This window comes from Nitratireductor rhodophyticola (assembly GCF_019891355.1).
Lineage (GTDB): Bacteria > Pseudomonadota > Alphaproteobacteria > Rhizobiales > Rhizobiaceae > Nitratireductor > Nitratireductor rhodophyticola.
In genome coordinates this window covers 500,121-522,772 of the sequence record NZ_JAHSSF010000002.1, presented here as the reverse complement: position 1 = coordinate 522,772, position 22,652 = coordinate 500,121, and the positions used below count along the sequence as shown (strand labels likewise).

The window sequence follows — 22,652 nt, the reverse complement described above, 5'->3', positions numbered from 1 at the left end:
GCGCATAAGCCCGCGATTATGTTAACTCAAGCTAAAGAGGCACGGGTAACAAAGGGTTAACGGTAAGCATTTCGAAACAGGTTTTTTGCCGCTGCGTCAGGCCACGGAACAGCGCATTAAGTTTTGTCGGATAGTGTCGCCGCAAACCGCTTATCGAAACCAGGCGACCCGGGGTCTTCTCATTTCGTTCCGTGACATCATAACCAGCCAGCGACAGGTGCTGCGCGATTATCTTGCGGCGATCAGCGGCTCAGCCGGTCGGCTGGTTTTTTCGCTCATTTATTTCGTGATCCTGGCAAACAGCCTGACGATTGCCGATTTCGGCCTGTTCGCCACCGCATCCGCCGCCGGTGTGATGGTCGGGCGCATCCTCGCGTTCGGCTTTACCGCCACACTATACCGCATCGCTACTGTCAAGCGCCGGCTCCTTGGAACCTACGCCGCCGGCTTCCTGCTGCTGGCGCTTGCATCGCTGCCGCTCATAGCGCTCGCGAGCGCGGTTCTGTATCTGGTCTTCTTCGCCGGCGATATGCGCGTACTGCCCTTCGTGCTTGTCATCGCTTCCGAGGCGATCGCCTGGCGGCTCACGGAAACCGTGATCGTTGTCAACAACGGTCTCAACCGTTTCGGTCGTGCCGCGACGATCCTCATAATCAGCGTTGCAATCCGCGCGTTCGCAGCCTTTCTCTTCACATTTCACGCGAGTCACGACCTTTTAAGCTGGACCGTGTTCTACCTCGCAGCCAACAGCGCCGCGCTTGTGTTCTCGCTTGTGTTCTACTGCCCCCGGCAGCGACTGCGCATCCGACCGGCACTCTACAGGCACCGCCTGCCCGACGCGCTTTATGTCGCCGGGGCGGAGGTTCTTTTCTATCTTCAGATGGAGCTCGACAAACTCCTCGTTCTGGCCCTTGGAAATCCCACACTTGCGGGCATCTATGCGATCATCATGCGACTGGTCGATCTTACCGCGATCCCGATCCGGTCCTTCTCCATGCTGCTCGTTCAGCGCATGATGCGAACGCCGGAAATGCTGAACCGCTGGAAGCTGCGCCTCGGCATCGAGGGCGCGATCTTCGCCATCTCGACACTCGCACTTGCGGCTCTTGCGATCATCCTCGTCTTTTATCCGACCCTGCTCGGCAGCAATGTGGCGCAGGCCGCTCCACTGGTCATCCTGGCGCTCGCCGTTCCCGGCCTGCGCAACCTGACCGAATACCAGGCCGACCTGCTCTTCGCCCGCGGCCAGACCCTCACTCGCGCGATCAACCTCGCTGTGCTCGCCGCGGCCAAGGCCGCGCTGCTCTCGCTGATTCTGAAATCGTTTCATGAAACCAGCGACATCGTCCTGTCACTAAACGCGGTGTTCGCGGTGCTCTACCTGTTGTCGATGGTGTTGACCTACCGCGCCCTCGCAAAGCCCGCCAGGCGGGTCTGATCCGCCCAGAGCACCGGACCGAAAGTGGAATCCGGTTTTCGGATTGTTCCGGTGCTCCATCAATGGTCTGGATCGTCCTTTGCGCGTCCGGATGGACGCATGGCGATCTAGCCGATCATGCGGCGGAGCGGTTCGAGATCGGTTTCGATAAATGACTGGATGCCAATCGCCACCTGGTAGGGCTGCATCCTGGCGACGACGTCCTCCACCCCGACGGCATCGAGCTCACTGCCGAACCAGAGGACATGACACAGCGCGCGGTCATCGTGGAAATGCCCCTCGCCCGCAAGCACCTCATCCACATAGCGGCCATAGAGAATGCACTCGGAGAACCGGCGGTCTGCAGCCACCGCCCTGATCCACGGCGTGCCATTCACCTTTTCGACATGCCGCAGCATGCGGACAACCGTGTCGCGGCGCCACGAGATCAGCGTCGTGATGTAATCGTGTTCGGTTTCCTGGCCCGCGGGCAGGCCAAGCGCGCGCGCGGCATTCGCCGACCAGTCGCGATGGCCGAGATCGACCAGCGAGTTCATTCCCCCGTTGCGGCGATAAAGCCGCACCTGCCCGTCCTGCCAGAAGGCACTGCAATCGAAAGGCTTCAGGAACACGACATCGGAATCGCAATAGACCAGGGTCTCTTCCTCGGCCTTCTCGGCAAAGGCGATCCGCCGCAATTGCTGCACATGCCAGCCGCGCAGGGGCGCAAGCCGCGTGCTCAGCCATACATGACGCCGGAAGAAAACGGTGGGATCGCGCACCGCATGGAGCCAGGAGGGCAGGAGATCGCGCTCGTCCACCACCACGCGCCGATCCGTCTCCAGTGTGCGAAAGCGCTCGACATCGTGTCCGGCCACCAGCAGGTAATGCCGCTTGTGGCCGGTCACAAAACGGTCCATCGTCTCGCAAAGAAGCCGGCAACGATCGAAGTCGCCTGCATAGCTGGGCGTGACGATTGCCGTGCTGTGCTCACCGGCCATGGCTACGCCCCGCCCCGCCTGCCCAGAAACTTCTGCCGAAGCACCCGCAGGAGGAAGACGGGATTGCCCACCACATAGCGCCGCCACAGTCGGCGTGGCTCGAGCCCCAGACGAAACAGCCATTCCAGCCGCAGACGCCGCACCCAAAGCGGCGCGCGCGGCACTGCGCCGCTGAGAAAATCGAGCAGCGCTCCCACGGCAATCGGCACCGTGCAGTGTTCGGGGCCGATATGATCGGCGATCCACAGTTCCTGGCGCGGCACGCCCATGGCGACGAGCAGCACATGGGGTTTCAACGCCCTGAGACGCGCGAGAATCGCTTCCTCGTCCCGCGCTTCGAAATAGCCATCGTGCAGGAAGACGAATTCATGCTGCGGTGCCTGCTCGGACAGTTTTTCGGCAGCCGCAAGAGCGTTCTCACGCCGTGCGCCGAGCAGGGCGACCGTGAGCTTCTCCTTCTGCCGGCGGAAAAACTCCGGCACGAAGTCCGTCCCGTTCAGATTGTCGGGGAATGGCTCGCCGTAGAGCATCCGGGAGGCGATGTCGACGCCGATACCGTCTGCGAGCACCAGGAACCCCGGCAGGGCCTCACGAAAACGCGCATCGACGATGGCCACATTCGCATTGTGCGCGTTGAGAAACGTGACGGGCATAAACCGGCGGGCGGCGATGTTTTCAGCCAACAGGGCCATCGCGCCATCACGGCTGATGACCGAAACGTCCGTCCCCAGGACGTCGCGCCGCGGATGGGCCGCATGCGCACATTTCGGTGTCGCAACGTTCATGCCGCTTTATCCCGCCGGTTGAAACCAGCCTGATCAAGCCCGTGAAGAATGGCCGTGTCCAGTGCTTTGCGCTGCGCCATGTGGAAGGCACGCCCGTCAAGATCGACAGGATTTTTCGCCGCACGCACCAGCGCTTCGGCGAAGGCGCGCGGATCGTCGGCCACGATGCAGTTTTCCGGCTTGTGAGAAATGCCGCGCAGCGCGCTCTGCGTCGCCACGCTCGGCAGGCCGAGTTCGAATGTTTCGATGGTCTTGAGCTGCACTCCCGTGCCGGCACGGCTGATCAGGGGCACCACCCTGCCGCTTCGCACGAACTCCACCGCATCCGGCACACGCCCGACGAAAGTCACACGTCCGTGCCTTTGCGCGAGATCTGCCGGGGCATCGCCCGCCACCGCGATGCGGAAGCCCTCGGGGAGATGCGGAACCACCTCTTCCAGAAACCAGTCGAGGCCGATCCGGTTCGGCGCCCAGCTCCATGTGCCGATGAGCGCCGCGTCATGGGTCGTCTGACGCTCACCCGGCCCGGAACCGGCAGGCTCGTGCGCCACAAGCGGCAGAACCGCCGAGCACCTGTCGTCGGCCACGCCCAGAAGCCGCCGGTCGTCCTCGGAGAACGTATAGACAAAACGCGCCTGCGTGCACAGGTCCGCTTCCAGTGCCTTCAAAAGGCGCGCCTCGCGGCGAAACATGAAGCGCCCCACCAGCCCGCGCGCGGCATCAGCATTCTGACGGGCGGAAAGATGTTCCACATTGTGCGCCACATAGATGCACGGCAGGTCGGCAAAGACCCGACGAAACGCACCGGCAAACTGCACGGAATTGAAGACCACGCCGTCAACCCGCCCGAGCCCTTCCAGCGCCCGGCGCACCTCTCCCGGCGAGGCCAGCAGCATCTTGGCGGACGAAAACGTCATGCCCCGCATCATTGCTCTGGCAAGCCAGCCGAGCTTCGTCAGCCCGCCGGCTGCTTCGGTACGCGGGTCAAGCTCTCCAAGAACCACCGTGCCGTCGGCGATTTGTCGTTCCTCGCGCCCCTTCCAGGCGAACCCCATAACGGACATCCGGCAGCCGGCCCGCGTGAGCGCGTCGAGAACGGCCGCGTTGGCGATCTCGTAGCCGCTCTTTGGCGTTCCGTCGGGAACGATGGATGTCGCAAAAATCAGATGCATGCACTTTTCCTGTTTGGATTGTTTTTTCAAACAGCAATGAACTCTTGATTAAGGAGACGGGGCCACCGACCACTTTTCGCGGGCATAGCACCATCTGCCACCCGCAAAAACCAGCCGTATTTAACGCCGCCTTAATCGCCAGCACTGCTTATGAGGAGCGAAAAAGGGGGTTGGCGGGATCGTGACGGAAAGCAACGCGGAAAAATCGGTTTCAGTGGTCGCGCGCACGCCATCGCTTGCCGCGCAGGCCATTGCATGCGTTGTAACGGTTCCAACGTTCAAGCGGCCGGAGCAACTGTTGAACACGTTGCACTCGCTTGCCTCCCAGGCTACCGAGCGGCCCTTTGCCGTCATCGTCATGGAAAATGAGGCCGGAGAGCGCGCCGGAGCCAACGCCGCCGCACCGCTTTTTGCCGATGGAACCCTCAACGGCCTCGTGATCATCGCCCACAAGCGGGGCAATTGCTGCGCCTACAATGCCGGCTGGGAAACGGCGCTCACCGAATTCCCGAACTTCCGCCATCTCGCCGTTATCGATGATGACGAACTGGCATCCCCGCACTGGCTGGAGAATCTCTGTGCCACGGCCGAGCGCTTCGAGGCCGATATCGTTGGCGGCCCTCAGGTGCCCGTCTTTGCGAGGCCCGCTCATGAGCGCTGGGCCAGCCACCCGGTCTTCGCGCCGCCCTATGATGAAACGGGCCCTGTTCCGGCGCTGTACTCATCAGGCAATCTGCTCCTGTCGCGGCGGGTTCTGGAGGCGATGCCGCGCCCCTTTCTCGACCTGCGCTTCAATTTCATGGGCGGGGGCGATTCGGATTTTCTGAGCCGCGCCAGTCAGAAGGGCTTCCGCCTCGCCTGGTCGGCGGAGGCCGAGACACAGGAGATCGTGCCCGCGCGCCGCGTCGAACGGGACTGGATCCGGGCCCGTGCGCTGCGCAATGGCGTCATCTCCACGCTTGTCGAGAAGAAGAAGCGGCGAGATCAGGGTTTTGGCAAGCTACGCGTCTTTGCAAAGAGTCTCGCGCTGCTTGCCGCCTCGCCGTTTCGCGGCGCGCTTCGCCTTGCTGCCACTGGCTCCGTCTCTACAGCTATGTACCCGATCTATGTCGGACTGGGCCGCGTCATGGCCGAGTTCGGCTACGCCAACGAACAATACCGCGAGCCGGAGAAGAATTAACCTCGCAGACGGTCGACTCCTAACCGCCGATTGTGTATCGCTCCCCTCCCCCAATCGATCCACATTCCGGCAAGGATAGTCCCATGCGAGCGCTCAGCGGCGGCATCGACTTCGGCACGTCGAATTCCACAGTGGGCTTCATGGAGAACGGCGCGCCCCGCCTCATCGCGCTCGAAGCGGGCGAGGTCACCATGCCGAGCGCCGTGTTCTTCAGTTTCGAAGATGACCGCACCTATTTCGGGCGCGGCGCCGTCAGCCGCTATACGGAGAATGTGGAGGGCCGCCTCCTGCGGGCGCTCAAGAGCGTTCTGGGTTCATCCCTCATTCACGAGAAAACGCGCATAAAGGCGCATTCCATCGCATTTTCCGACATTATCGGCTCGTTTCTGCATTTCCTGAAAGAAAATCTGGAAAACCATCTCGGAGGTCCGATCGACAACATCGTGCTTGGGCGCCCGGTGCAGTTTGTCGATGACAATCCGCAAGCCGACCGGCGCGCGCAGGACGAACTGGAAAGGGCCGCGCAACGCCGCGGCTTTGCCAATATCGAGTTTCAGTTCGAGCCGATCGCCGCCGCCCTCGACTATGAGCAGCAGGTCACGGGCGAGCAACTGGCGTTGATCGTCGATATCGGCGGCGGTACGTCCGACTTTTCCATTGTCCGCGTTTCCTCCGACCGTGCGAAACAGGCGGACCGCAAGGAGGATATTCTCGCAAATCATGGTGTGCATATCGGCGGTACGGATTTCGACCGGCTCTTGAGTCTCGCCCGCCTCATGCCCGAATTCGGCTATCGCACGCAGACAAAAGACGGCAAGCGCTTTCTGCCGGCTGGCTATTACAACGATCTGGCCACCTGGCAGCGCATCCACATGCTCTACACAAACCGCGCCATGACGGACCTGAAACAGATCCGCTTTGAGGCGGCCCAGCCCGATCTGGTCGAGCGGATGATCGACGTGGTCGCCAACCGGCAGGGCCATGCGGCGGTCGGTGCGGTGGAACGGTCAAAGATTGCGCTCACGGACGAAACCGAAAGCGCCATCAAGCTTCAGCTTACCGACGAGACGCTCGACCTGCCGGTCACACGCGACCAGTTGAATGATGCCATTTCAGCCACGGTGGACCGCGTTCAGAATGCCGTTTCGGAAACGCTCGCCCTTGCCGGCATCGCGCCTGAACAGATCACCGCCCTCTTCCTCACCGGCGGTTCCTCGGCCATCCCGCTCCTGCGCGAGAACGTCCTGCGCATGCTGCCCGCGGCGACCGTCGTCGAAGGCGACATGTTCGGCTCCGTCGGACGCGGCCTTGCGCTGGACGCAGGCCGCAGGTTCGGCACCTAGGGTCAGGACCCATTAATATGGCCGCAATGGCGATCGATAAACCAAGAGATGCAAGGAGAAGCCCGCAGAGCGGGGTCCTCCCCCCGGTCAAGGGGTTTGACGCAGCAGGTCGCCGGTCTATCGAACGTCCTTCGGATCGGCCTGATTTGCACGGCCTACTTTGTCGCAAGACCTTGAAAGACATGAAGTCTTCCTGCGGCCTTGCTTCGCGTATCCGCACAAATCAGGCCGACCATTGCGGCCATATTAATGGGTCCTGACCCTAGGCACGCTTCCCCATTGCATTCCAAGCTCGCACACGGCATTCCTTTGCCATCATCAAGGGAGAAGTTTCATGGGCAAATCGGTCATCCTCGTCGGCTGCGGCAATATGGGGTACGCCATGCTGAAGGGCTGGATCGCCGCGGGCAAGCTGGCCTCGAAGGACGCCACCGTCATAGAGCCAAACGAGGGACTGCGCGCACGCGCTGCGGCGCTGGGCGTCACGGTCGCGGAAAGCGTCGACGAGCTTGCCGCCGGGGCGGACATGATCGTGTTCGCCGTCAAGCCGCAGGTCATTCGCGAGATCGCCCCCGCCTATGCCCGTTTTGCCGACGAGGCCACCTTCGTCAGCGTTCTGGCCGGTACCGGCACGGCCACATTCGAGGAAATTCTTGGCCGTCATGCCGCCATCATGCGCTGCATGCCCAACACGCCCGCCGCCATCGGCAAGGGCATGATGGTGCTCTTCTCCAATCGCAATGTGACCGGCGAGGCAAAAGCTTTCGCCGAGGAACTGCTTGCCACCAGCGGCGCTGTCACCACCATCGACAATGAAGAGCTGATGGACGCCGTCACCGCCGTTTCCGGCTCCGGTCCGGCTTACGTCTTCCACTTCATCGAATGCCTGACGGCTGCCGGTGAGAAGGCCGGCCTGCCTGCGGAAACCGCGAAGCTTCTTGCCATGCAGACGGTTTTCGGTGCGGTCTCTCTGGCGAAAGAGAGCGACGATGAGCCAGGCAAGCTGCGCGAGCAGGTGACGAGCCCCAACGGCACCACCGCCGCCGCGCTCTCCGTTTTCATGGATGAAAACCGGCTTCTGGATCTGGTCAGCGACGCAGTGGATGCGGCCAAGAAGCGCTCCATCGAACTCGGGAAATAGAGGATCGGCGCAGGCCCCTCATCCGCCTGCCGGCACCTTCTCCCCGCCAGCGGGGAGAAGGAAGAAAATCGGAAAGGGAAGCGCCAGCTTCAAGGCCCCCAAAGCAGCCCGCACGGCGCCGCCTCGCCTTCTCCTCACAAACGGGAGAAGGGGACATTAAAGGTGACGCGCCTTCCGGTTACGACGCGCTTCCTTCTCCCCGCCTGCGGGGAGAAGGTGCCGGCAGGCGGATGAGGGGCGAGCGCCCCAGCATCACCCTTCGCCGAACACCATCGCATCCTGCCGCGCCCTGAGCGCCACCAGCCGCGAAGCTGCGTCGGGCGCAACATTCGCATAGGTCAAAAGCGCGCCCTTCTTCACCGGGGCCGTCACCGTGCCGCCCTCAAGCAGCCCGCATGGCACGGCCTTCGCCGTACGCGCCTCTTCCGCCGTCATGATCCACGAGCGGTAGGAATATTCGCCGATGGCGTCGAGCCGGTCGCCCGGGTTCAGATCCTTCTTCGCCACCGCACAGACTTCCGCAACCGGCCTGTCGAGCGGCACCATGTCGGCCTTCCCATAAAGCACGGCGCGCGCGCAGGTGAGCGGCACTTCCAGCGAGGTCAGGTGATAGGGCCGGAAAAAAGTGTAATACGGCCCCTCCCCGAGCTTCAGATCGTTCATGCGCTCGCGCAGGCGCGGATGATCCATCTCCGCCACCACGAACACGCCCGGCGCAACCCCCTTGCCGACCGTGAAGTCGACGCAGCCCTTTTTCGAGAGCACGCCGCCATCGGCAATCGGGCAGAGAACGCTTGAAAGCTCCTCGCGGCTCGCCGCCGGGCCATGCATGCCCGGCCTGTCCGGCACGAGGCCCGTGGCGTTGGCGATGGCCGCCATTTCCACCATCGTCTTGGAGCCGTCGACGAACTCGACCAGCATGCGCACATTCATGTTGCGCCGTTCCGCTTCCTCGGCGTAGTCGTCCGGCACCGCGTCGATGTTGAGCGGATTGTTCTTGCCCTTGCCGGCGGCAACGATGTCGTGCCCCATGGCCGAGACGAACTCGATCAGCTCCATGCAGGAAGACGGCTCGTCGCCTGCGCCGAGCGAATAGGTCACGCCCAGCCGCGCCGCCTCACGCTTCAGATAAGCGCCAATGGTCACGTCGGCCTCGACATTCATCATGACGAGATGCTTGCCTGCCTCCATGGCCGAAAGCCCGATCTCCGCGCCAACCGCCGGCTTGCCCGTGGCGTCGATCACCACGTCCACCAGATCGTTTTCGGAAACCAGCCGGGAATCGCCCGAAAGCGCCGTCTTTCCGGCGCGGATCGCGTCGCTGATCGCGCCTGCCGTTTCAGCCTCCACCGCGCTCTCGGCTGCACGTCCGGCAATCTCAACGGCCTTTGCCGCGCGTTCGGGCCGCGTGTCGGCAATGGCCGCCACCTCAATGCCCTTCATGCGCGCCACCTGCGTGACGATGTCCGTGCCCATCTCGCCGCAGCCGATCAGGCCGATGCGCACCGGCCGCCCCTCTTCCGCCCGCTGCTCAAGATCGCGCGCAAGACCGGTAAGCGCCACATTCGTCATTCGATGTCCTCCTCGTTTGGCGACCGAGATAGAAGCGGCCCGGAGCAGTATGTCAACCGCTCTTCACCTGCACCGGAACCGGACTGTTTTTCTTGATATCTTTCAGAACGAGGTTGGTGCGCACATTGGCGATGCCCGGCAGGCGAAACAGGAAGTCCTCCAGAAACCGGTTATAGGCCGCCAGGTCCCGGCACACGACGCGCAGATGATAATCCGCCTCTCCCGTCGTGGAGTAGCAGTCGAGCACTTCGGGCCGCCGCCGCGTCTCGGCGATGAACGTATCCACATGCCGGTGGTCATGCCGCGTCAGCGACACATGCACGATGGCCTGAAAACCGAGCCCCGCCTTCTCCACGTCCAGCAGAGCCGCATATTGCGTGATCAGCCCCGCTTCCTCCAGCGCCTTCACCCGCCGCCAGCAGGCCGAAGCCGACATGCCGGCGCGCTCCGCCAGCTCCTGGTTCGAGAGCCGGCAATTGGCCTGAAGCGCATCCAGAAGCCTCTTGTCCTGTTCGTTCAGCTTTTCGGGCATAGGTCCAAATCCTGAAAAATTCTCCGATACACCCGTATATATCGGAAAATCCTTCCAGAAACCAAATTCCAATCGCCAAATCTGGCACAAAATTCCACCCCTGCCGGTTTAGAATTCTTCCAGTCTGCACTGGAGGAATTGCATGACCGTCCAACCCAAGGCCGGCGAACTCGCGCGCTATGAGCTCGAGGACCGCTACACCCAGGAGAAGGGCCGCGTCTTCATGACCGGCACGCAGGCGCTCGTGCGCGCCGTGCTCGATCAGGCGCGCCGCGACCGCGCAAGCGGCCTCGACACGGCAGGTTTCATCTCCGGCTATCGCGGATCGCCGCTGGGCGCGCTCGACCTGGAGTTATGGAAGGCGAAGGACCGGCTCGACGCCGCCCGCATCGAATTCCTCCCCGCCGTCAACGAGGATCTCGCCGCCACCGCCGTGCTCGGCAGCCAGCAGGTAGAGACCAATCCGAAGCGCGAGGTCGAAGGCGTTTTCGGCCTCTGGTATGGCAAAGGCCCCGGCGTCGACCGCTCGGGCGATGCGCTGAAGCATGGCAACGCCTATGGCTCCTCGCCCCATGGCGGCGTGCTGGTGGTTGCCGGTGACGATCACGGCTGCGTCTCCTCCTCCATGCCGCACCAGTCGGACGTCGCCTTCATGGCGTGGTTCATGCCCACGCTCAATCCGGCCAGCGTGTCGGAATATCTGGCCTTCGCAGAATATGGCTACGCGCTTTCGCGTTTCTCGGGCATGTGGGTCGGATTCAAGGCCATCTCGGAAACGGTGGAATCGGCGGCCTCCATCGAAATCCCCGCCCCCCGCGTGTTTGCCACACCCGATTTCACCCCGCCTCCCGGCGGGCTCCACTATCGCTGGCCGGACCTGCCCGGCCCGCAGATCGAGGAGCGTATGGAGGCGAAGAAGCACGCCGTTCTGGCGTTTGCCGAAGCCAATCCCATCGACCGCCACATCTATGATGTGAAGGATGCCCGTTTCGGCATCGTCACCACCGGCAAGGCCCATCTCGACCTGATGGAGGCGCTGCGCCTTCTGGGCGTCGGCGAAGCCGAATGCCGGCAGCTCGGCATCGACATCTACAAGGTCGGCATGGTGTGGCCGCTCGCCCACCGCGCAGCACTCGACTTCGTGAAAGACAAGCAGGAAGTCCTCGTCATTGAGGAAAAGCGCGGCATCGTCGAAAGCCAGTTCAAGGAATATTTCTACGACTGGCCCGGCCACAAGCCGCACGCCATGGTGGGCAAACGCGACGAGGATGGCGAACGCCTCGTGCCGTGGACCGGCGAGCTTTCGCCACGCCTGCTTCTGCCCATCGTCGCCCGGCGGCTCGAAGGCATTTTCCCCGGAAACGGTTTCGTGGCTCGCGCTGAAGAAATCCTCGCAGCACCGGCCATTTCGCTTCAGGTGGAAGGCGCGACCCGCACCCCCTATTTCTGCTCCGGCTGCCCGCACAACACCTCGACCAAGGTGCCCGAGGGGTCCGAGGCGCTGGCCGGCATCGGCTGCCATTTCATGGCGAGCTGGATGGACCGCGAAACCACCTCGCTGATCCAGATGGGCGGAGAGGGCGTGAACTGGGCAGCCTCCTCGCTCTTTACCGGCAAGAACCACGTCTTCCAGAATCTCGGCGAAGGCACCTGGTATCACTCCGGCTCCATGGCCGTGCGGCAGGCGATTGCCGCAAAGGCCAACATCACCTTCAAGATCCTCTACAACGACGCCGTCGCCATGACCGGCGGCCAGCCGGTGGATGGTCCCGTCAGCGTTCAGGCGATTGCCCACGCCTCGCGCGCCGAGGGTGTGGAGCGCATCGCGCTCGTCTCCGATCACCCGGACAAGTTCCAGCCCGGCGAACTGCCGGCCGCCACCACCATCCATCACCGCCGCGAGATGGACGCCGTCCAGCGCGAGCTGCGCGAGGTGAAGGGTGTCTCGGTCCTCATCTATGAGCAGACCTGCGCCACCGAGAAGCGCCGCCGCCGCAAGCGCGGCCAGATGGAAGACCCGAAGAAATTCGTCGTCATCAACGACCTCGTCTGCGAGGGCTGCGGCGACTGTTCGGTGGAATCCAACTGCCTCTCCGTCGAGCCGCTCGAAACCGAGTTCGGCACCAAGCGCAAGATCAACCAGTCGTCCTGCAACAAGGACTTCTCCTGCGTAAATGGCTTCTGCCCGAGCTTCGTCACCATCGAAGGTGCAACCCGCAAAAAGCGCTCCGGCATGGAGATCGACCTGACACGGCTTGCCGCTGGCCTCCCCGATCCGGAGCCTGCTGCTCTCGACAAGCCCTTCGACCTGATGATCACCGGCGTCGGCGGCACCGGCGTCGTCACCGTTGGCGCGCTCATCACCATGGCCGCGCATCTGGAGGGCAAGGGCTCCAGCGTGCTCGACTTCACGGGCTTTGCCCAAAAGTTCGGGCCGGTGCTCTCCTATGTCCGGCTGGCGTCATCACCCGACGCCATTCATCAGGTGCGCATTGACCGGGGCGCCGCCGACGCCCTGATCGGCTGCGACATTGTCGTGTCGTCCTCCCCCAAGGCGTCGGCCAGCTACCGTCCCGGCATGCGCGCGGTGGTGAACCTTGCCGAGATGCCCACCGGCGACATCGTGCGCAAGCGCGATGCGAGCCTTCGCGTCGACCGGCGGCTTGCCGCCATCGAAGGCGTGACGGGCAAGGATGCGCTCGCTGCCATGGACGCCAACCGTCTTTCCGAAAAGCTCATGGGCGACACGGTGTTCGCCAATGTGATGATGCTTGGCTTCGCCTGGCAGAAGGGCCTCGTGCCCGTCTCGCTCAATGCGCTCACCCAGGCCATCGTGCTCAACGGCGTCGCCATTGAGAAGAACCACCGCGCCTTCCTCATAGGTCGTCTGGCGGCAGAAAAGCCTGACGCGCTGAAGGGCCTGCTCGACCCGAAACCGCAGACCGACGGAACGCTCGACGCGATCGTCACCCGCCGCGAGGCCTTCCTGACCGACTATCAGAACACGGCCTATGCCGCGCGCTACCGCCGTCTGGTGGATCGCGTGCGCACCGCCGAGGCTCCGCTGGGCAATGATGCCGTCAGCCGGGCCGTCGCCCGCTCCCTGTTCAAGCTGATGGCCTACAAGGATGAATACGAAGTCGCGCGGCTCCACACTGAAACGGGCTTTTCTGCCCGCATCGCAGACGAGTTCGAGGGCGACTATCGCATCGTGCACCATCTCGCCCCGCCCTTCCTTGCTTCCGGCAGTGACGCGCGCGGACGGCCGCTCAAGCGCGAGTTCGGCCCCTGGGTGCGCCTGCCGTTCCGCATGCTCGCCCGCATGAAACGCCTGCGCGGTACCGTCTTCGATCCGTTCGGCTACACCGCCGAGCGGCGCATGGAGCGCGAACTGATCGGATGGTACGAGGCGCATGTGGAGAAGGCGCTTTCAAAACTCGACGCCGGCAATGCGGCAGAACTTGCCGAGACGCTTGCATTGCCGATGCAGATCCGCGGCTACGGCCCGGTGAAAGAGGAAGCCGCAAAGCGCATCCGCGAAGAGGTGGATGCGCGTCTTTAGGCACAGCCCGATAGTCCCCCCTCCCTCCCCGCTCCTTCGTTGTCCTCGGGCCCGACCCGAGGATCCATGCCAAAACGCCAAGGTTAAATCGCAGCCTCTCAAAAAGAAGCGCTTCATTTTCCACGCCTTTGCCGTCGCCACAGCTACGGCATGGATCCTATGGTCAAGCCATAGGATCACCAGGGAGAGGACGGGCACCTTGCATGTCAACCAGAGGGAGTGCGGTGCAAACGCTCGTGAAACGCGCTTTGCGTCCGGCCCCTCACTCTGCGCCAACCCCTCGTAAGGCTCTGATATAAAACAATTTCACAAAATCTTTTGACCTTCTTGTCGCCCCATTTGCTTGCTCCGGTCCGCCGCCTGTGCAAATAGCATCAGTTGAAGATATTCTGAGAGGTCCCCGATGACTGCCATCACCCGCCGTACGCTTGGTGCACTCGCCCTTTCCGCCGCGTTTGCCGGCTTTGCCCTGCCGTCACAGGCGGCAGACAAGATCAATGTCGGCATTCTGTCGCTCACATCCCATTCGCCCAGCATCATTGCCGAGGCGAAAGGCTATTTCGAAGCGCAGGATCTTGATGTCGAATTCGTGTCTTTCCAGGCCGCGCAGCCCATGGCGGTCGCCATTGCCTCGGGCGATGTCGATTTCGGCATGACGGCCATTTCCGGTGGCCTGATCAGTCTTGCCGACAAGGGCGTGATCAAGATCATCGGCGGCGCGCTGCAGGAAACGCCCGAGATCGACGGCCAGAAAATCCTCGCCTCCAGGGCCGCATATGATGCCGGCATGAAGACGCCAGCCGATCTGAAGGGCCACACCTACGGCATCACCACCGCCGGCTCCTCCTTCCACTACATGGCGCACAAGATCGCCGACAAGGAAGGCTTTGACCGTTCCGAAATCCACGTGAAGCCGCTGCAGAAGGTGCCGGCCATCATCGCTTCGCTCAAAAGCGGCCAGATCGATGCATGGTCCATCGTGCCCAACATCGCCGGCGCGCTGACCAGGGGCGATGAAGTGGTCGAGATCGGCAAGATTTCCGACTATATCGACAATTATCAGGTCACCACGGTGTTCACCTCGACGAAGAATGCGACCGAAAAGAAGGATCTGGTCGAGCGCTTCCTCGCCGGCCTTTCCGAGGGCATCAGCGATTACAACGCCGCCCTCGTCGACAAGTCCATGAGCGAGGAAGACACCGCGGCAATCGTCGAGATGATCCACAAATACGTCTATTCCGACCAGCCGCTTGAGAAAGCCGATCCGCGCATCCGCGCCGGCGCCATGCGCATCAATGAAGGGGCAGCCCTCAGCGTCGCCAGCGTCGAGGATCAGCTTGAGTGGTTCAAGTCTGAAGGCCTCGTGCCCGATGGCGTGACGATGGAAAAGCTGGTCGACACCAGCTTCGTGGAAACCCGATAGGAGATCGCCGGACCTCCGCCCTCATCCTGAGCCTGTCGAAGGGCTGAGCCTGTCGAAGGGCTGAGGGCGGAACGGTACAAGCAACGGATGCAGCTTCAACTCCAGAACATCACCCATCACTACGGTGGCACAACCGTCCTGGACGACGTCTCGCTCACGGTGAATGATGGGGAGATTGTCTGCATCGTCGGCCCTTCGGGCTGCGGCAAGTCCACGCTGCTGCGCATCGCCGGCGGACTGGAAAAGCCCGATGAAGGTCGGGCGCTCCTTGCCGGACCCGAGCCGGAAGGGTCTCTCAACCCACTTACCTACATCTTTCAGGATTTTGCCCTGCTCCCCTGGCGCAGCGTGGAAGGCAATGTCAGCCTCGTTCTGGAAGATCACGGCATCGCAGCCGCCGAACGGCGGGCCATCATCGCCGATGTGCTCGCCCGCACCAATCTGTCCGACTTCGCAAAGGCGCTGCCCCGGCAGCTCTCCGGCGGCATGAAGCAGCGCGTGGCCATTGCCCGCGCGCTCGCCGTCAAGCCGGCCATCATGCTGATGGACGAACCGCTTTCCGCGCTCGACAGCCAGACACGCGAACTCCTGATGGACGATCTCGTGGCGTTATGGACCCGCGAGCGGTTTTCCGCCTGCTACGTCACGCACAACCTCAACGAGGCCGTGCGGCTTGGCCGCCGCATCATCGTGCTTTCCCGCCGTCCCGGCCGCATCCGCGACGTGGTTGAGATCGACATGCCGCTTGCCGAGCGTGCCGACCGGCTGGTGGAGCTCGAGACCCTGCAGCGCCGCGTCTGGGACATCATGCGCGAGGAAGCGCGCGAAGCCGACCGGGAGATCGCCAATGTCGCATGATGCCACGCGCGACGTACCCGTCGCCGGCGCCGGTGTTTCCGAAACAGGCGGCCAGCGCCCAGTGCCCTTCCGGGGCGGGGGCTTTGTCCACCGTCCGCTGGGCCCCGTCGCGCCGCTCGTTTTCCTCGCCATTCTCGCCGTATGGGAGCTGGGCTCGCGTTCGGGCTTTATCAGCGCAATTGCCCTGCCAGCCCCTTCCGAGGCGTTCGGTGCGCTGGTCGATCTCTTCCAGACGGGCATGCTGTGGAAACATCTGGGCGCCAGTCTCTACAGGCTCATTGTCGGCTGGACGCTGGGCAGCCTTCTGGGCATTGCGGTCGGCCTTTTCATCGGCCTCTTCTCCCTTGCCCGCGCCGGCCTTCTGCCGCTTGTTTCCGCCCTTTTTCCGGTGCCGAAGATCGCGCTTTTACCGCTCTTCATCATCTGGTTCGGCATTGGCGAAGGCTCGAAGGTGGCGACCATCCTGTTTGGCACGTTCTTCCCCACCGTGATCGCCACCTATGGCGGGGTGGATAATGTCGACCGCAATCTCATCCGCATGGGCCAGTCCTTCGGCCTTTCGTGGCTGTCCATCGTGCGCAAGATCATCGTGCCGGGCGCGATGCCGGCCATCCTGTCGGGCTTTCGCATCTCGGCTTCGATCGCCATCGTCCTGCTTGTGGCGGCAGAGATGATCGGCGCTGAATTCGGTGTCGGGGCCTATATCCTGATGGCCGGTGCGCTTTTTGCCCTTGACCAGCTTATCGCCGGTGTGGCGCTTCTCTCGGTCATCGGCCTCATCATTGCCTGGCTGATCGGCAAGCTTGAAAAGCGTCTTCTTTCATGGCGAACATGAGGGTTCACGGGGGTTTTGAAAAAAGTCCCTGCAAATCGACCGAAGGGCGCTTGTCAGCGGAAAATCTCGTGCTATAACCCACGCGCTTCCGGCGGAGAACCAACCCCGCCACCGCCAGCAGAAATCTCTGTCCCGGCAATGCGAAGCAGGGTTTGCCCAGGTAGCTCAGTTGGTAGAGCAGCGGACTGAAAATCCGCGTGTCGGTGGTTCGATTCCGCCCCTGGGCACCATTTTTCATCAACCTTGCGAAATCTTGCCTTGGACAGGTCCGACGACACCCGCGCAATCGAAATCCGCCCTCTGGAGCGCCCGGAAGTGGTGCTTCTCTGGCAGATCGACAGACGCGAACTCGTGGAAGAGACCTATTGTGTGAAAGATGGCGCGCTGCATCTGCAGCGGCAGTTTTACGATACACGCGACTGGCCGGAAGGTGAGCCGGAACAATACACGCCCATCCTGCTCGACTGTTTCGATCATGGCGGCGTCTTTCTCGGAGCTTTCTGCAGGGAAGAGCTGGTGGCGGCCGGTGTCGTCGATGCACGCCCGGTGGGAGATTACCCGGACCTGCGCCAGCTCGCATTTCTGCATGTAAGCCATGGCTGGCGAGGTCGTCGGCTGGCCGCCCGGCTCTACGCGGAATGCAGGAAAGCGTCGGAAGGCCCAGGAACCGCAGGGTTTTATATCTCATCCACCTCGACGCGACGAACGGTGGAATTCTATCTGCGCCAGGGTGCCGTGCTGGCGCCCAGACCGGACACCACGCTGGTCAGGATGGAGCCTGACGACATTCACCTGATTCACCGGTTCTGACCGGCCACTTATCTCCTCGCAAACACGCGCCCGATGGGCAGCACGCGACACCCCGGCAAGAGAAGAACGCAAACCAGGGGTCGGTCGTCAGCCGACCTGACGGCCTTCGCCGGCCAGCCAGTCGGCATAGGTCGGGCGATCGATCTGAAACGTATCGCTGGAGCGGGCATACCAGCCGCGGCCGTGCATACGGGCGATAAGGCCAAGCGCGGGCGTGTCGATGTGGCCACGTTCGGCATCGATCACGAAATCGTCGGCCACGCGGATTTCGACCACGCGGCCAACGACCAGCGCCTGATGCGGACCGGTGACGAGAACGCTGTGGCTGACGCATTCGAAAGAGACAGGAGCCTCGGCTATGTGAGGCGGCGCCACCTGCTCGGCGGGCAAAGCCGTCAGGCCGGCGCAGTCAAGCTCGCTGACATCTTCCGGCGCATCCATGGACGTGATGTTCATCGCTGCCGCGAGACGCTCGGGAACAAGGTTCACGACGAACTCTCCGCCGCCGACAATGTTGCGCGCCGTATCCTTGAAGCCGCGCTGGGGGTCTGCCATCACGCCGATGGCGACGGTGGGTGGTCTGTGCCCCATCAAATTAAAGAAGCTGTAGGGCGCGGCGTTGACCACGCCTTCGGAGGACACGCTCGTCACCCAGGCGATGGGGCGCGGCGTGACGGTCGCCGTCATCACCTTGTAGCCGATCTGCGGGTCGAGTTCGTCAAGCTTGAAGCGCATCGGGTGCCGTCATTCGCTCAGGGGTTCATCGCTTATGTTGGAGACGGCGCGCTTTGGACGGTCATCCACCCGGAGCTGGAATATATCGGGCCGGGCATAGTGGCCCGTCACGTCGAAATCGTATTTTCCGCGCGCCACGGCGGCCATGTCGATGTCGGCGTAAAGCACCGTCTCGCCCTCGAAATCCGGGCCGGCGAGGACGTTTCCGAGCGGATCGACAATGGCGCTTCCGCCACGCATCAGCACGGTGTCGGGATCATCGCCCAGCGCGCATTCGTGATCGTCGGGAAACGCGCCGCGCGTGATGTGCTGGCAGGCGCTCAAAACGAAGCAGCGGCCTTCCAGCGCGATATGCTGCATCGAGGGGAGCCAGGTGTCGCGGTCATCGGCGGTGGGGGCGCAATAGAGGCTGACGCCCTGGTTGTACATGTGCATGCGCAGCATGGGCATGTAGTTTTCCCAGCAGATGACCGCGCCGATGCGGCCAAGCGGGGTTTCGAAAACCGGCATGGTGGAGCCGTCGCCAAAGCCCCAGATCAGGCGCTCGCCGGCTGTCGGCATGAGCTTGCGATGCTTGCCGATAAGCCCCTTCTCACCATCGAAGAACAGAACCGTGCAATAGAGGGTGCCACCGTCGCGCTCGATACAGCCCATGACGGCGAACAGACCCGTCTCAGCCGTCGCCTCGGCGATCAGCGCCACTTCCTCACCGTCGAGATCGATGGCGCGTTCGTAATAATCCCTGAAAGCCTCGCGGCCCTCGGGCTTGCGGATGCCGATGGGCGCGCCGAAAGAAGCGCCTTTGGGATAACCGCCGAGGAAGGCTTCAGGAAAGACGATGAGTTTCGCCCCCTCACCCGCTGCCTCGCGGATGATGGCTGCTGCCTTCCCGGCAGATGCAAGCGCGTCGGCGGGGTTGGACGCCGTCTGTGCGACGGCTGCCTTGAACGATTTCATACGATTTCTCCCTGAGCATCTCGGACAATCGCGGCGCGGACGGCCTCGACCAGCACACCATCGGGCTCGCAAAGACTGAGCGCAATATCGAAATGATTGTGCGACGGCATGTCGATAACCTGCGCCGCATGGCCTGCTGCCTTCCAGGCCGCGGCATAGTCCAGCGTCTGACGGATGAACTCGCCTGTCTCGAGCCCACCGACCGAGGCAATCAGCCGCGCCCCGGATGTCGCGGGGATGTGCCGGATCGGGGAGTTTTCGGCAATGGAGGCGGTGTCGAACCGCATCCAGCCATTCACCTGCGTGTGCTGCAGGGGTTCTAGCTCGTGCAGCCCGCTCAGGGCGAGAACCGTGCCGATCGTGTCCGGCGGCAGGTCGAAAGCCTCAAGCCAGCCATCGGCAAGCACCATGCCCGCCAGATGCCCGCCGGCAGACGAGCCGCCGACATGGATCCGCTCCACATCGAGACCGCGCTCAGCGCCATTGTTCCTGAGCCAGGCGACGGCGCTGCGCACCTGACGCACCATCTCGCCGATACCGGCTTCGGGTGCGAGCGTATAGTCCATCACCGCGACGGATATGCCGTGTGCCGTCAGGCCGCCCGCTGCAAAGGCATTGTCCTCCTTCGAGCCACCGCGCCAGTAGCCACCGTGAATCCACAGAAAGACGGGGCTGCCTTCACCCGCCAGGTAAAGATCGAGCATTGCGCCGCTCTGCGGATCGTAGACGATATCGCGCTTTGCAGCGCGGCTTTGCCGGACCTGCTCGCTCTCGGCAACGTAGCGGGCGTGCTCGGCCTCATAGGAGGCGACGCTTTCGCGCGCATTGTATTCACGCTCCAGCGTCGGCTGGTCCATGCCCCTGAAAAGCGGTGCTGCGGCATCCATGCTCATACCCCCAGATAGCGATGGGCAAGGTCTTCATTGGCTGCCAGCTCCTGCGGCGAGCCCTGCCAGACCACCCTGCCCTTCTCGACGATGTGGTGCCGGTCGACGAGCGGGGCCATTTCTTTCAGGTTCTTGTCGACCACGAGGATCGACTGGCCGAGCCCCTTCAACCGGCGCAGCGTCGCCCAGATGTCGGCGCGGATGACGGGCGCGAGCCCCTCCGTCGCCTCATCCAGGATGAGAAGCGCGGGATTGGTCAGAAGTGCGCGACCCACGGCCAGCATCTGCTGCTCACCGCCCGAAAGTGTCGCGGCAAACTGGCCGCGCCGCTCCTTCAGGCGCGGAAAGAGATCGTAGATGCGTTCGAGGCTCCAGCCGTCCGCACCGCCCGGCCGGGAGGTGGCGACCAGATTTTCCTCCACCGTAAGCGAGGGGAAGACCCGCCGCCCCTCCGGCACCAGCCCGATGCCCAGCCGGGCAATGGCATTGGGCTGCAGGGCGGTGATGCTTTCGCCTTCAAGCTGGATGTCGCCGCCGCGCGCACGCACCATGCCGAGAATGGTGTGAATGGTGGTGGTCTTTCCCATGCCGTTGCGGCCGATCAGCGAGGTGACCGAACCCCGCGGGACTTCGAAGCCCATACCGAACAGCACCTGGCTGACGCCGTATCCCGCTTCGAGACCAGTGACTTTCAGCATGTTTCGTCTCCCAGGTAGGCGCTGCGCACTTCCGCATCCTGCCGCACCTCGTCCACCGTGCCGGTGAAGATGATCCGGCCATAGACCAGAACGCTGACGCGGTCGGCGAGGGTGAACACGGCATCCATGTCATGCTCGACCAGAAGCATGGGGTATTCGCCCTTCAGCTCCTGAAGCAGGTCGACCATGCGGGCGGATTCTTCTGCGCCCATGCCTGCCATGGGTTCGTCCAGCACCAGCACATGCGGCTTTCGCGCAAGCGCCACGGCGAGTTCGAGCTGGCGGCGCTCACCATGAGCGAGATTGGCGACCTGCCGGTTTTCGCGGCCCGCCAGCCCCGCCTTGCCGATCCAGTGCACCGCTTCTTCACGAAGCGCGGCATCGTTGCGCGGATTGGCGAAAAGGTTGAACGACCCGCCTTCCATGCAGTCGAGCGAGAGGATGACGTGTTCGAGCACACTGAATTCGAGGCAGAGCTGTGTTGTCTGGAACGAACGCCCGAGCCCAAGCCTTGCGCGTTTGAAGGCGCTGAGGCCGGTCAGGTCGCGTCCCTTGAAGTGCACACGGCCAGAATCTGACCGCAACTCGCCGCAGATCTGCGCGATGAGCGTGGATTTGCCGGCGCCATTCGGCCCGATCAGCGCGTGGATTTCGCCGCTGCGCACATCGAGTGTGACATCGTCGGTGACTTTGAGTGCGCCGAACGCCTTGTGCAGGTGGTCGAGCGAGAGGACTGCCTCGCCGGGTTTGTGTGCGGGTGCATCAGTCATGACGGCCTCCCTTCAGGAAGCGGCCAAGCATGCCCTGCTGGCCGAACAATGCGATCAGCACCAGAATCGGACCCATGACGATCATCCAGTGCTCGGTCCAGATGGTGAGTATCTGCTCAAGCCCGATGAAAGCGGCTGCACCCGCGATGGGGCCGAGAAGCGTGCCCAGCCCGCCCAGCGTGACGATGGCCATGAACTCGCCCGACTTCGCCCAGGTGGCCATGTCGGGTGTGACGAACTCGGCATAATTGGCCCACAGCACGCCAGCGAGCCCGGTGCCGACGGCCGAGATGACAAAGGCGGCCAGCCGGAAGGGCAGTGGGTTGACGCCGAGATTGACGGCGCGGCGCTCGCTCTGGCGCAGCCCCTGAAACACCATGCCGAAGCGCGAGTTGACGATGAAGCGGCAGAAGAGGACCCAAAGAACGAGCAGGCCGAGGGCGAGATAGTAAAACGCGAAGGGGTCATCCAGATCGATGCCGGGCATGGTGTTGCGCATATCCATCATGAGCCCGTCATCCCCGCCGTAATATTGCAGCGAAACGAGAATGAAATAGACCATCTGGGCAAAGGCGAGCGTGATCATGATGAACTGCACGCCGCGTGTCTTGAGCGCCAGATAGCCGATCACGAGACCGAGCAGCGCACAGGCAAGTAGCGCCAGCGGCCAAAGGACAAGCGCCGAATTCGTGCCCTCCCAGCCAAAGATCGTGTCACCCATATTCGTGTGGTATGCGAGGACCGCCACTACGTAGCCGCCGACGCTGAAGAACATGGCATGGCCGAAGCTCACCAGCGCGCCATAGCCGATGATCAAATCGAGACTGACCACGGCCAGCGCATAGATGACGATACGTGTGAGAAGCGGCAGGCCGCCATGCCAGCCCGTCTGCGCCACCACGAAGGGCGCGACGATGAGCAAGACAAGCATGACAATGCCGGTCAGCGTGAAACGGTCGAATTTGGACATCGGC

At 62.9% G+C, this 22,652-nt stretch carries 20 protein-coding genes and 1 tRNA gene; 10 read left to right on the top strand and 11 right to left on the bottom strand.

The window, feature by feature from the left end; genetic code table 11:
• Positions 1-217: 217 nt before the first annotated feature.
• On the top strand, positions 218-1,438 hold the full coding sequence (locus KUG85_RS08145; RefSeq protein WP_407673650.1) for a lipopolysaccharide biosynthesis protein: 1,221 nt from the start codon (positions 218-220) through the stop codon (positions 1,436-1,438).
• Between the two features lie 107 nt (positions 1,439-1,545).
• Here KUG85_RS08145 and KUG85_RS08140 read toward each other — a convergent pair whose 3' ends face one another.
• The 3 genes from KUG85_RS08140 to KUG85_RS08130 are packed head-to-tail and all read right to left on the bottom strand — an operon-like array spanning position 1,546 to position 4,375.
• On the bottom strand, positions 1,546-2,418 hold the full coding sequence (locus KUG85_RS08140; protein ID WP_223004818.1) for a DUF6492 family protein: 873 nt from the start codon (positions 2,416-2,418) through the stop codon (positions 1,546-1,548).
• Between the two features lie 2 nt (positions 2,419-2,420).
• Complete coding sequence (locus tag KUG85_RS08135) at positions 2,421-3,203, bottom strand: WecB/TagA/CpsF family glycosyltransferase (RefSeq protein ID WP_065816423.1); 783 nt, start codon at positions 3,201-3,203, stop codon at positions 2,421-2,423.
• Positions 3,200-4,375, bottom strand: a complete 1,176-nt coding sequence (locus KUG85_RS08130) for a glycosyltransferase (protein ID WP_223004817.1) — start codon at positions 4,373-4,375, stop codon at positions 3,200-3,202. The genes KUG85_RS08135 and KUG85_RS08130 overlap by 4 nt, the downstream gene beginning before the upstream one ends.
• A gap of 181 nt (positions 4,376-4,556) precedes the next feature.
• Between KUG85_RS08130 and KUG85_RS08125 the strand changes: the two genes are divergently transcribed.
• The 3 genes from KUG85_RS08125 to proC all read left to right on the top strand — a co-directional run bounded on the left by KUG85_RS08125 (position 4,557) and on the right by proC (position 8,039).
• On the top strand, positions 4,557-5,555 hold the full coding sequence (locus KUG85_RS08125) for a glycosyltransferase family 2 protein (RefSeq protein WP_223004816.1): 999 nt from the start codon (positions 4,557-4,559) through the stop codon (positions 5,553-5,555).
• Between the two features lie 83 nt (positions 5,556-5,638).
• Positions 5,639-6,898: an Hsp70 family protein gene (locus tag KUG85_RS08120; RefSeq protein WP_223004815.1), complete on the top strand. Its 1,260-nt coding sequence runs from the start codon at positions 5,639-5,641 to the stop codon at positions 6,896-6,898.
• A gap of 334 nt (positions 6,899-7,232) precedes the next feature.
• A complete protein-coding gene (proC, locus tag KUG85_RS08115) occupies positions 7,233-8,039 on the top strand; it encodes a pyrroline-5-carboxylate reductase (RefSeq protein ID WP_223004814.1) in 807 nt (268 codons plus the stop codon).
• A 252-nt stretch (positions 8,040-8,291) separates the two neighbouring features.
• Here proC and KUG85_RS08110 read toward each other — a convergent pair whose 3' ends face one another.
• On the bottom strand, positions 8,292-9,611 hold the full coding sequence (locus tag KUG85_RS08110; RefSeq protein WP_223004813.1) for an NAD(P)H-dependent oxidoreductase: 1,320 nt from the start codon (positions 9,609-9,611) through the stop codon (positions 8,292-8,294).
• 52 nt (positions 9,612-9,663) lie between these two features.
• The gene (locus KUG85_RS08105) at positions 9,664-10,143 is read right to left on the bottom strand and encodes an Lrp/AsnC family transcriptional regulator (protein ID WP_065816429.1); all 480 of its coding nucleotides are present in this window, start codon (positions 10,141-10,143) and stop codon (positions 9,664-9,666) included.
• 142 nt (positions 10,144-10,285) lie between these two features.
• Here KUG85_RS08105 and KUG85_RS08100 point away from each other — a divergent pair, with 142 nt between their 5' ends.
• From KUG85_RS08100 to KUG85_RS08075, 6 genes are all read left to right on the top strand, one after another.
• Entirely contained in the window at positions 10,286-13,705 is a 3,420-nt protein-coding gene (locus KUG85_RS08100; RefSeq protein WP_223004812.1) for an indolepyruvate ferredoxin oxidoreductase family protein, read from the top strand.
• Positions 13,706-14,108: 403 nt separating this feature from the next.
• Positions 14,109-15,128 (top strand): ABC transporter substrate-binding protein, encoded by a 1,020-nt coding sequence (locus KUG85_RS08095; protein ID WP_223004811.1) that lies wholly within the window; start codon positions 14,109-14,111, stop codon positions 15,126-15,128.
• Between the two features lie 87 nt (positions 15,129-15,215).
• Complete coding sequence (locus KUG85_RS08090; RefSeq protein WP_223004810.1) at positions 15,216-15,986, top strand: ABC transporter ATP-binding protein; 771 nt, start codon at positions 15,216-15,218, stop codon at positions 15,984-15,986.
• Positions 15,976-16,821, top strand: a complete 846-nt coding sequence (locus KUG85_RS08085; protein WP_223004809.1) for an ABC transporter permease — start codon at positions 15,976-15,978, stop codon at positions 16,819-16,821. Before KUG85_RS08090 ends, KUG85_RS08085 begins: the two co-directional genes overlap by 11 nt.
• A 154-nt stretch (positions 16,822-16,975) precedes the next feature.
• A tRNA-Phe gene (locus KUG85_RS08080) sits at positions 16,976-17,051 on the top strand.
• 28 nt (positions 17,052-17,079) lie between these two features.
• Positions 17,080-17,631, top strand: a complete 552-nt coding sequence (locus KUG85_RS08075; RefSeq protein ID WP_223004808.1) for a GNAT family N-acetyltransferase — start codon at positions 17,080-17,082, stop codon at positions 17,629-17,631.
• A gap of 87 nt (positions 17,632-17,718) precedes the next feature.
• Here the strand turns inward: KUG85_RS08075 and KUG85_RS08070 are convergent, their stop codons facing one another.
• From KUG85_RS08070 to KUG85_RS08045, 6 genes are read right to left on the bottom strand one after another with little or no spacing between them, the layout of a single operon-like run.
• Entirely contained in the window at positions 17,719-18,366 is a 648-nt protein-coding gene (locus tag KUG85_RS08070; RefSeq protein ID WP_223004807.1) for a flavin reductase family protein, read from the bottom strand.
• Between the two features lie 9 nt (positions 18,367-18,375).
• Positions 18,376-19,323, bottom strand: a complete 948-nt coding sequence (locus tag KUG85_RS08065) for a carbon-nitrogen hydrolase family protein (RefSeq protein ID WP_223004806.1) — start codon at positions 19,321-19,323, stop codon at positions 18,376-18,378.
• A complete protein-coding gene (locus tag KUG85_RS08060) occupies positions 19,320-20,216 on the bottom strand; it encodes an alpha/beta hydrolase (protein WP_255606304.1) in 897 nt (298 codons plus the stop codon). Before KUG85_RS08060 ends, KUG85_RS08065 begins: the two co-directional genes overlap by 4 nt.
• A complete protein-coding gene (locus KUG85_RS08055) occupies positions 20,213-20,908 on the bottom strand; it encodes an ABC transporter ATP-binding protein (RefSeq protein ID WP_223004805.1) in 696 nt (231 codons plus the stop codon). Before KUG85_RS08055 ends, KUG85_RS08060 begins: the two co-directional genes overlap by 4 nt.
• Positions 20,902-21,678 (bottom strand): ABC transporter ATP-binding protein, encoded by a 777-nt coding sequence (locus tag KUG85_RS08050; protein WP_065816437.1) that lies wholly within the window; start codon positions 21,676-21,678, stop codon positions 20,902-20,904. The genes KUG85_RS08055 and KUG85_RS08050 overlap by 7 nt, the downstream gene beginning before the upstream one ends.
• Complete coding sequence (locus KUG85_RS08045) at positions 21,671-22,648, bottom strand: branched-chain amino acid ABC transporter permease (RefSeq protein WP_065816438.1); 978 nt, start codon at positions 22,646-22,648, stop codon at positions 21,671-21,673. Before KUG85_RS08045 ends, KUG85_RS08050 begins: the two co-directional genes overlap by 8 nt.
• Positions 22,649-22,652 lie beyond the last annotated feature (4 nt).

Excerpts from the sequence above, each read along its gene's own strand:
- KUG85_RS08140 (WP_223004818.1), bottom strand. The coding sequence starts at position 2,418 with ATGGCCGGTGAGCACAGCACGGCAATCGTCACGCCCAGCTATGCAGGC.
- KUG85_RS08135 (WP_065816423.1), bottom strand. The coding sequence starts at position 3,203 with ATGAACGTTGCGACACCGAAATGTGCGCATGCGGCCCATCCGCGGCGC.
- KUG85_RS08130 (WP_223004817.1), bottom strand. The coding sequence starts at position 4,375 with ATGCATCTGATTTTTGCGACATCCATCGTTCCCGACGGAACGCCAAAG.
- KUG85_RS08120 (WP_223004815.1), top strand. The coding sequence starts at position 5,639 with ATGCGAGCGCTCAGCGGCGGCATCGACTTCGGCACGTCGAATTCCACA.
- proC (WP_223004814.1), top strand. The coding sequence starts at position 7,233 with ATGGGCAAATCGGTCATCCTCGTCGGCTGCGGCAATATGGGGTACGCC.
- KUG85_RS08110 (WP_223004813.1), bottom strand. The coding sequence starts at position 9,611 with ATGACGAATGTGGCGCTTACCGGTCTTGCGCGCGATCTTGAGCAGCGG.
- KUG85_RS08105 (WP_065816429.1), bottom strand. The coding sequence starts at position 10,143 with ATGCCCGAAAAGCTGAACGAACAGGACAAGAGGCTTCTGGATGCGCTT.
- KUG85_RS08100 (WP_223004812.1), top strand. The coding sequence starts at position 10,286 with ATGACCGTCCAACCCAAGGCCGGCGAACTCGCGCGCTATGAGCTCGAG.
- KUG85_RS08095 (WP_223004811.1), top strand. The coding sequence starts at position 14,109 with ATGACTGCCATCACCCGCCGTACGCTTGGTGCACTCGCCCTTTCCGCC.
- KUG85_RS08090 (WP_223004810.1), top strand. The coding sequence starts at position 15,216 with ATGCAGCTTCAACTCCAGAACATCACCCATCACTACGGTGGCACAACC.
- KUG85_RS08085 (WP_223004809.1), top strand. The coding sequence starts at position 15,976 with ATGTCGCATGATGCCACGCGCGACGTACCCGTCGCCGGCGCCGGTGTT.
- KUG85_RS08070 (WP_223004807.1), bottom strand. The coding sequence starts at position 18,366 with ATGCGCTTCAAGCTTGACGAACTCGACCCGCAGATCGGCTACAAGGTG.
- KUG85_RS08065 (WP_223004806.1), bottom strand. The coding sequence starts at position 19,323 with ATGAAATCGTTCAAGGCAGCCGTCGCACAGACGGCGTCCAACCCCGCC.
- KUG85_RS08060 (WP_255606304.1), bottom strand. The coding sequence starts at position 20,216 with ATGAGCATGGATGCCGCAGCACCGCTTTTCAGGGGCATGGACCAGCCG.
- KUG85_RS08055 (WP_223004805.1), bottom strand. The coding sequence starts at position 20,908 with ATGCTGAAAGTCACTGGTCTCGAAGCGGGATACGGCGTCAGCCAGGTG.
- KUG85_RS08050 (WP_065816437.1), bottom strand. The coding sequence starts at position 21,678 with ATGACTGATGCACCCGCACACAAACCCGGCGAGGCAGTCCTCTCGCTC.
- KUG85_RS08045 (WP_065816438.1), bottom strand. The coding sequence starts at position 22,648 with ATGTCCAAATTCGACCGTTTCACGCTGACCGGCATTGTCATGCTTGTC.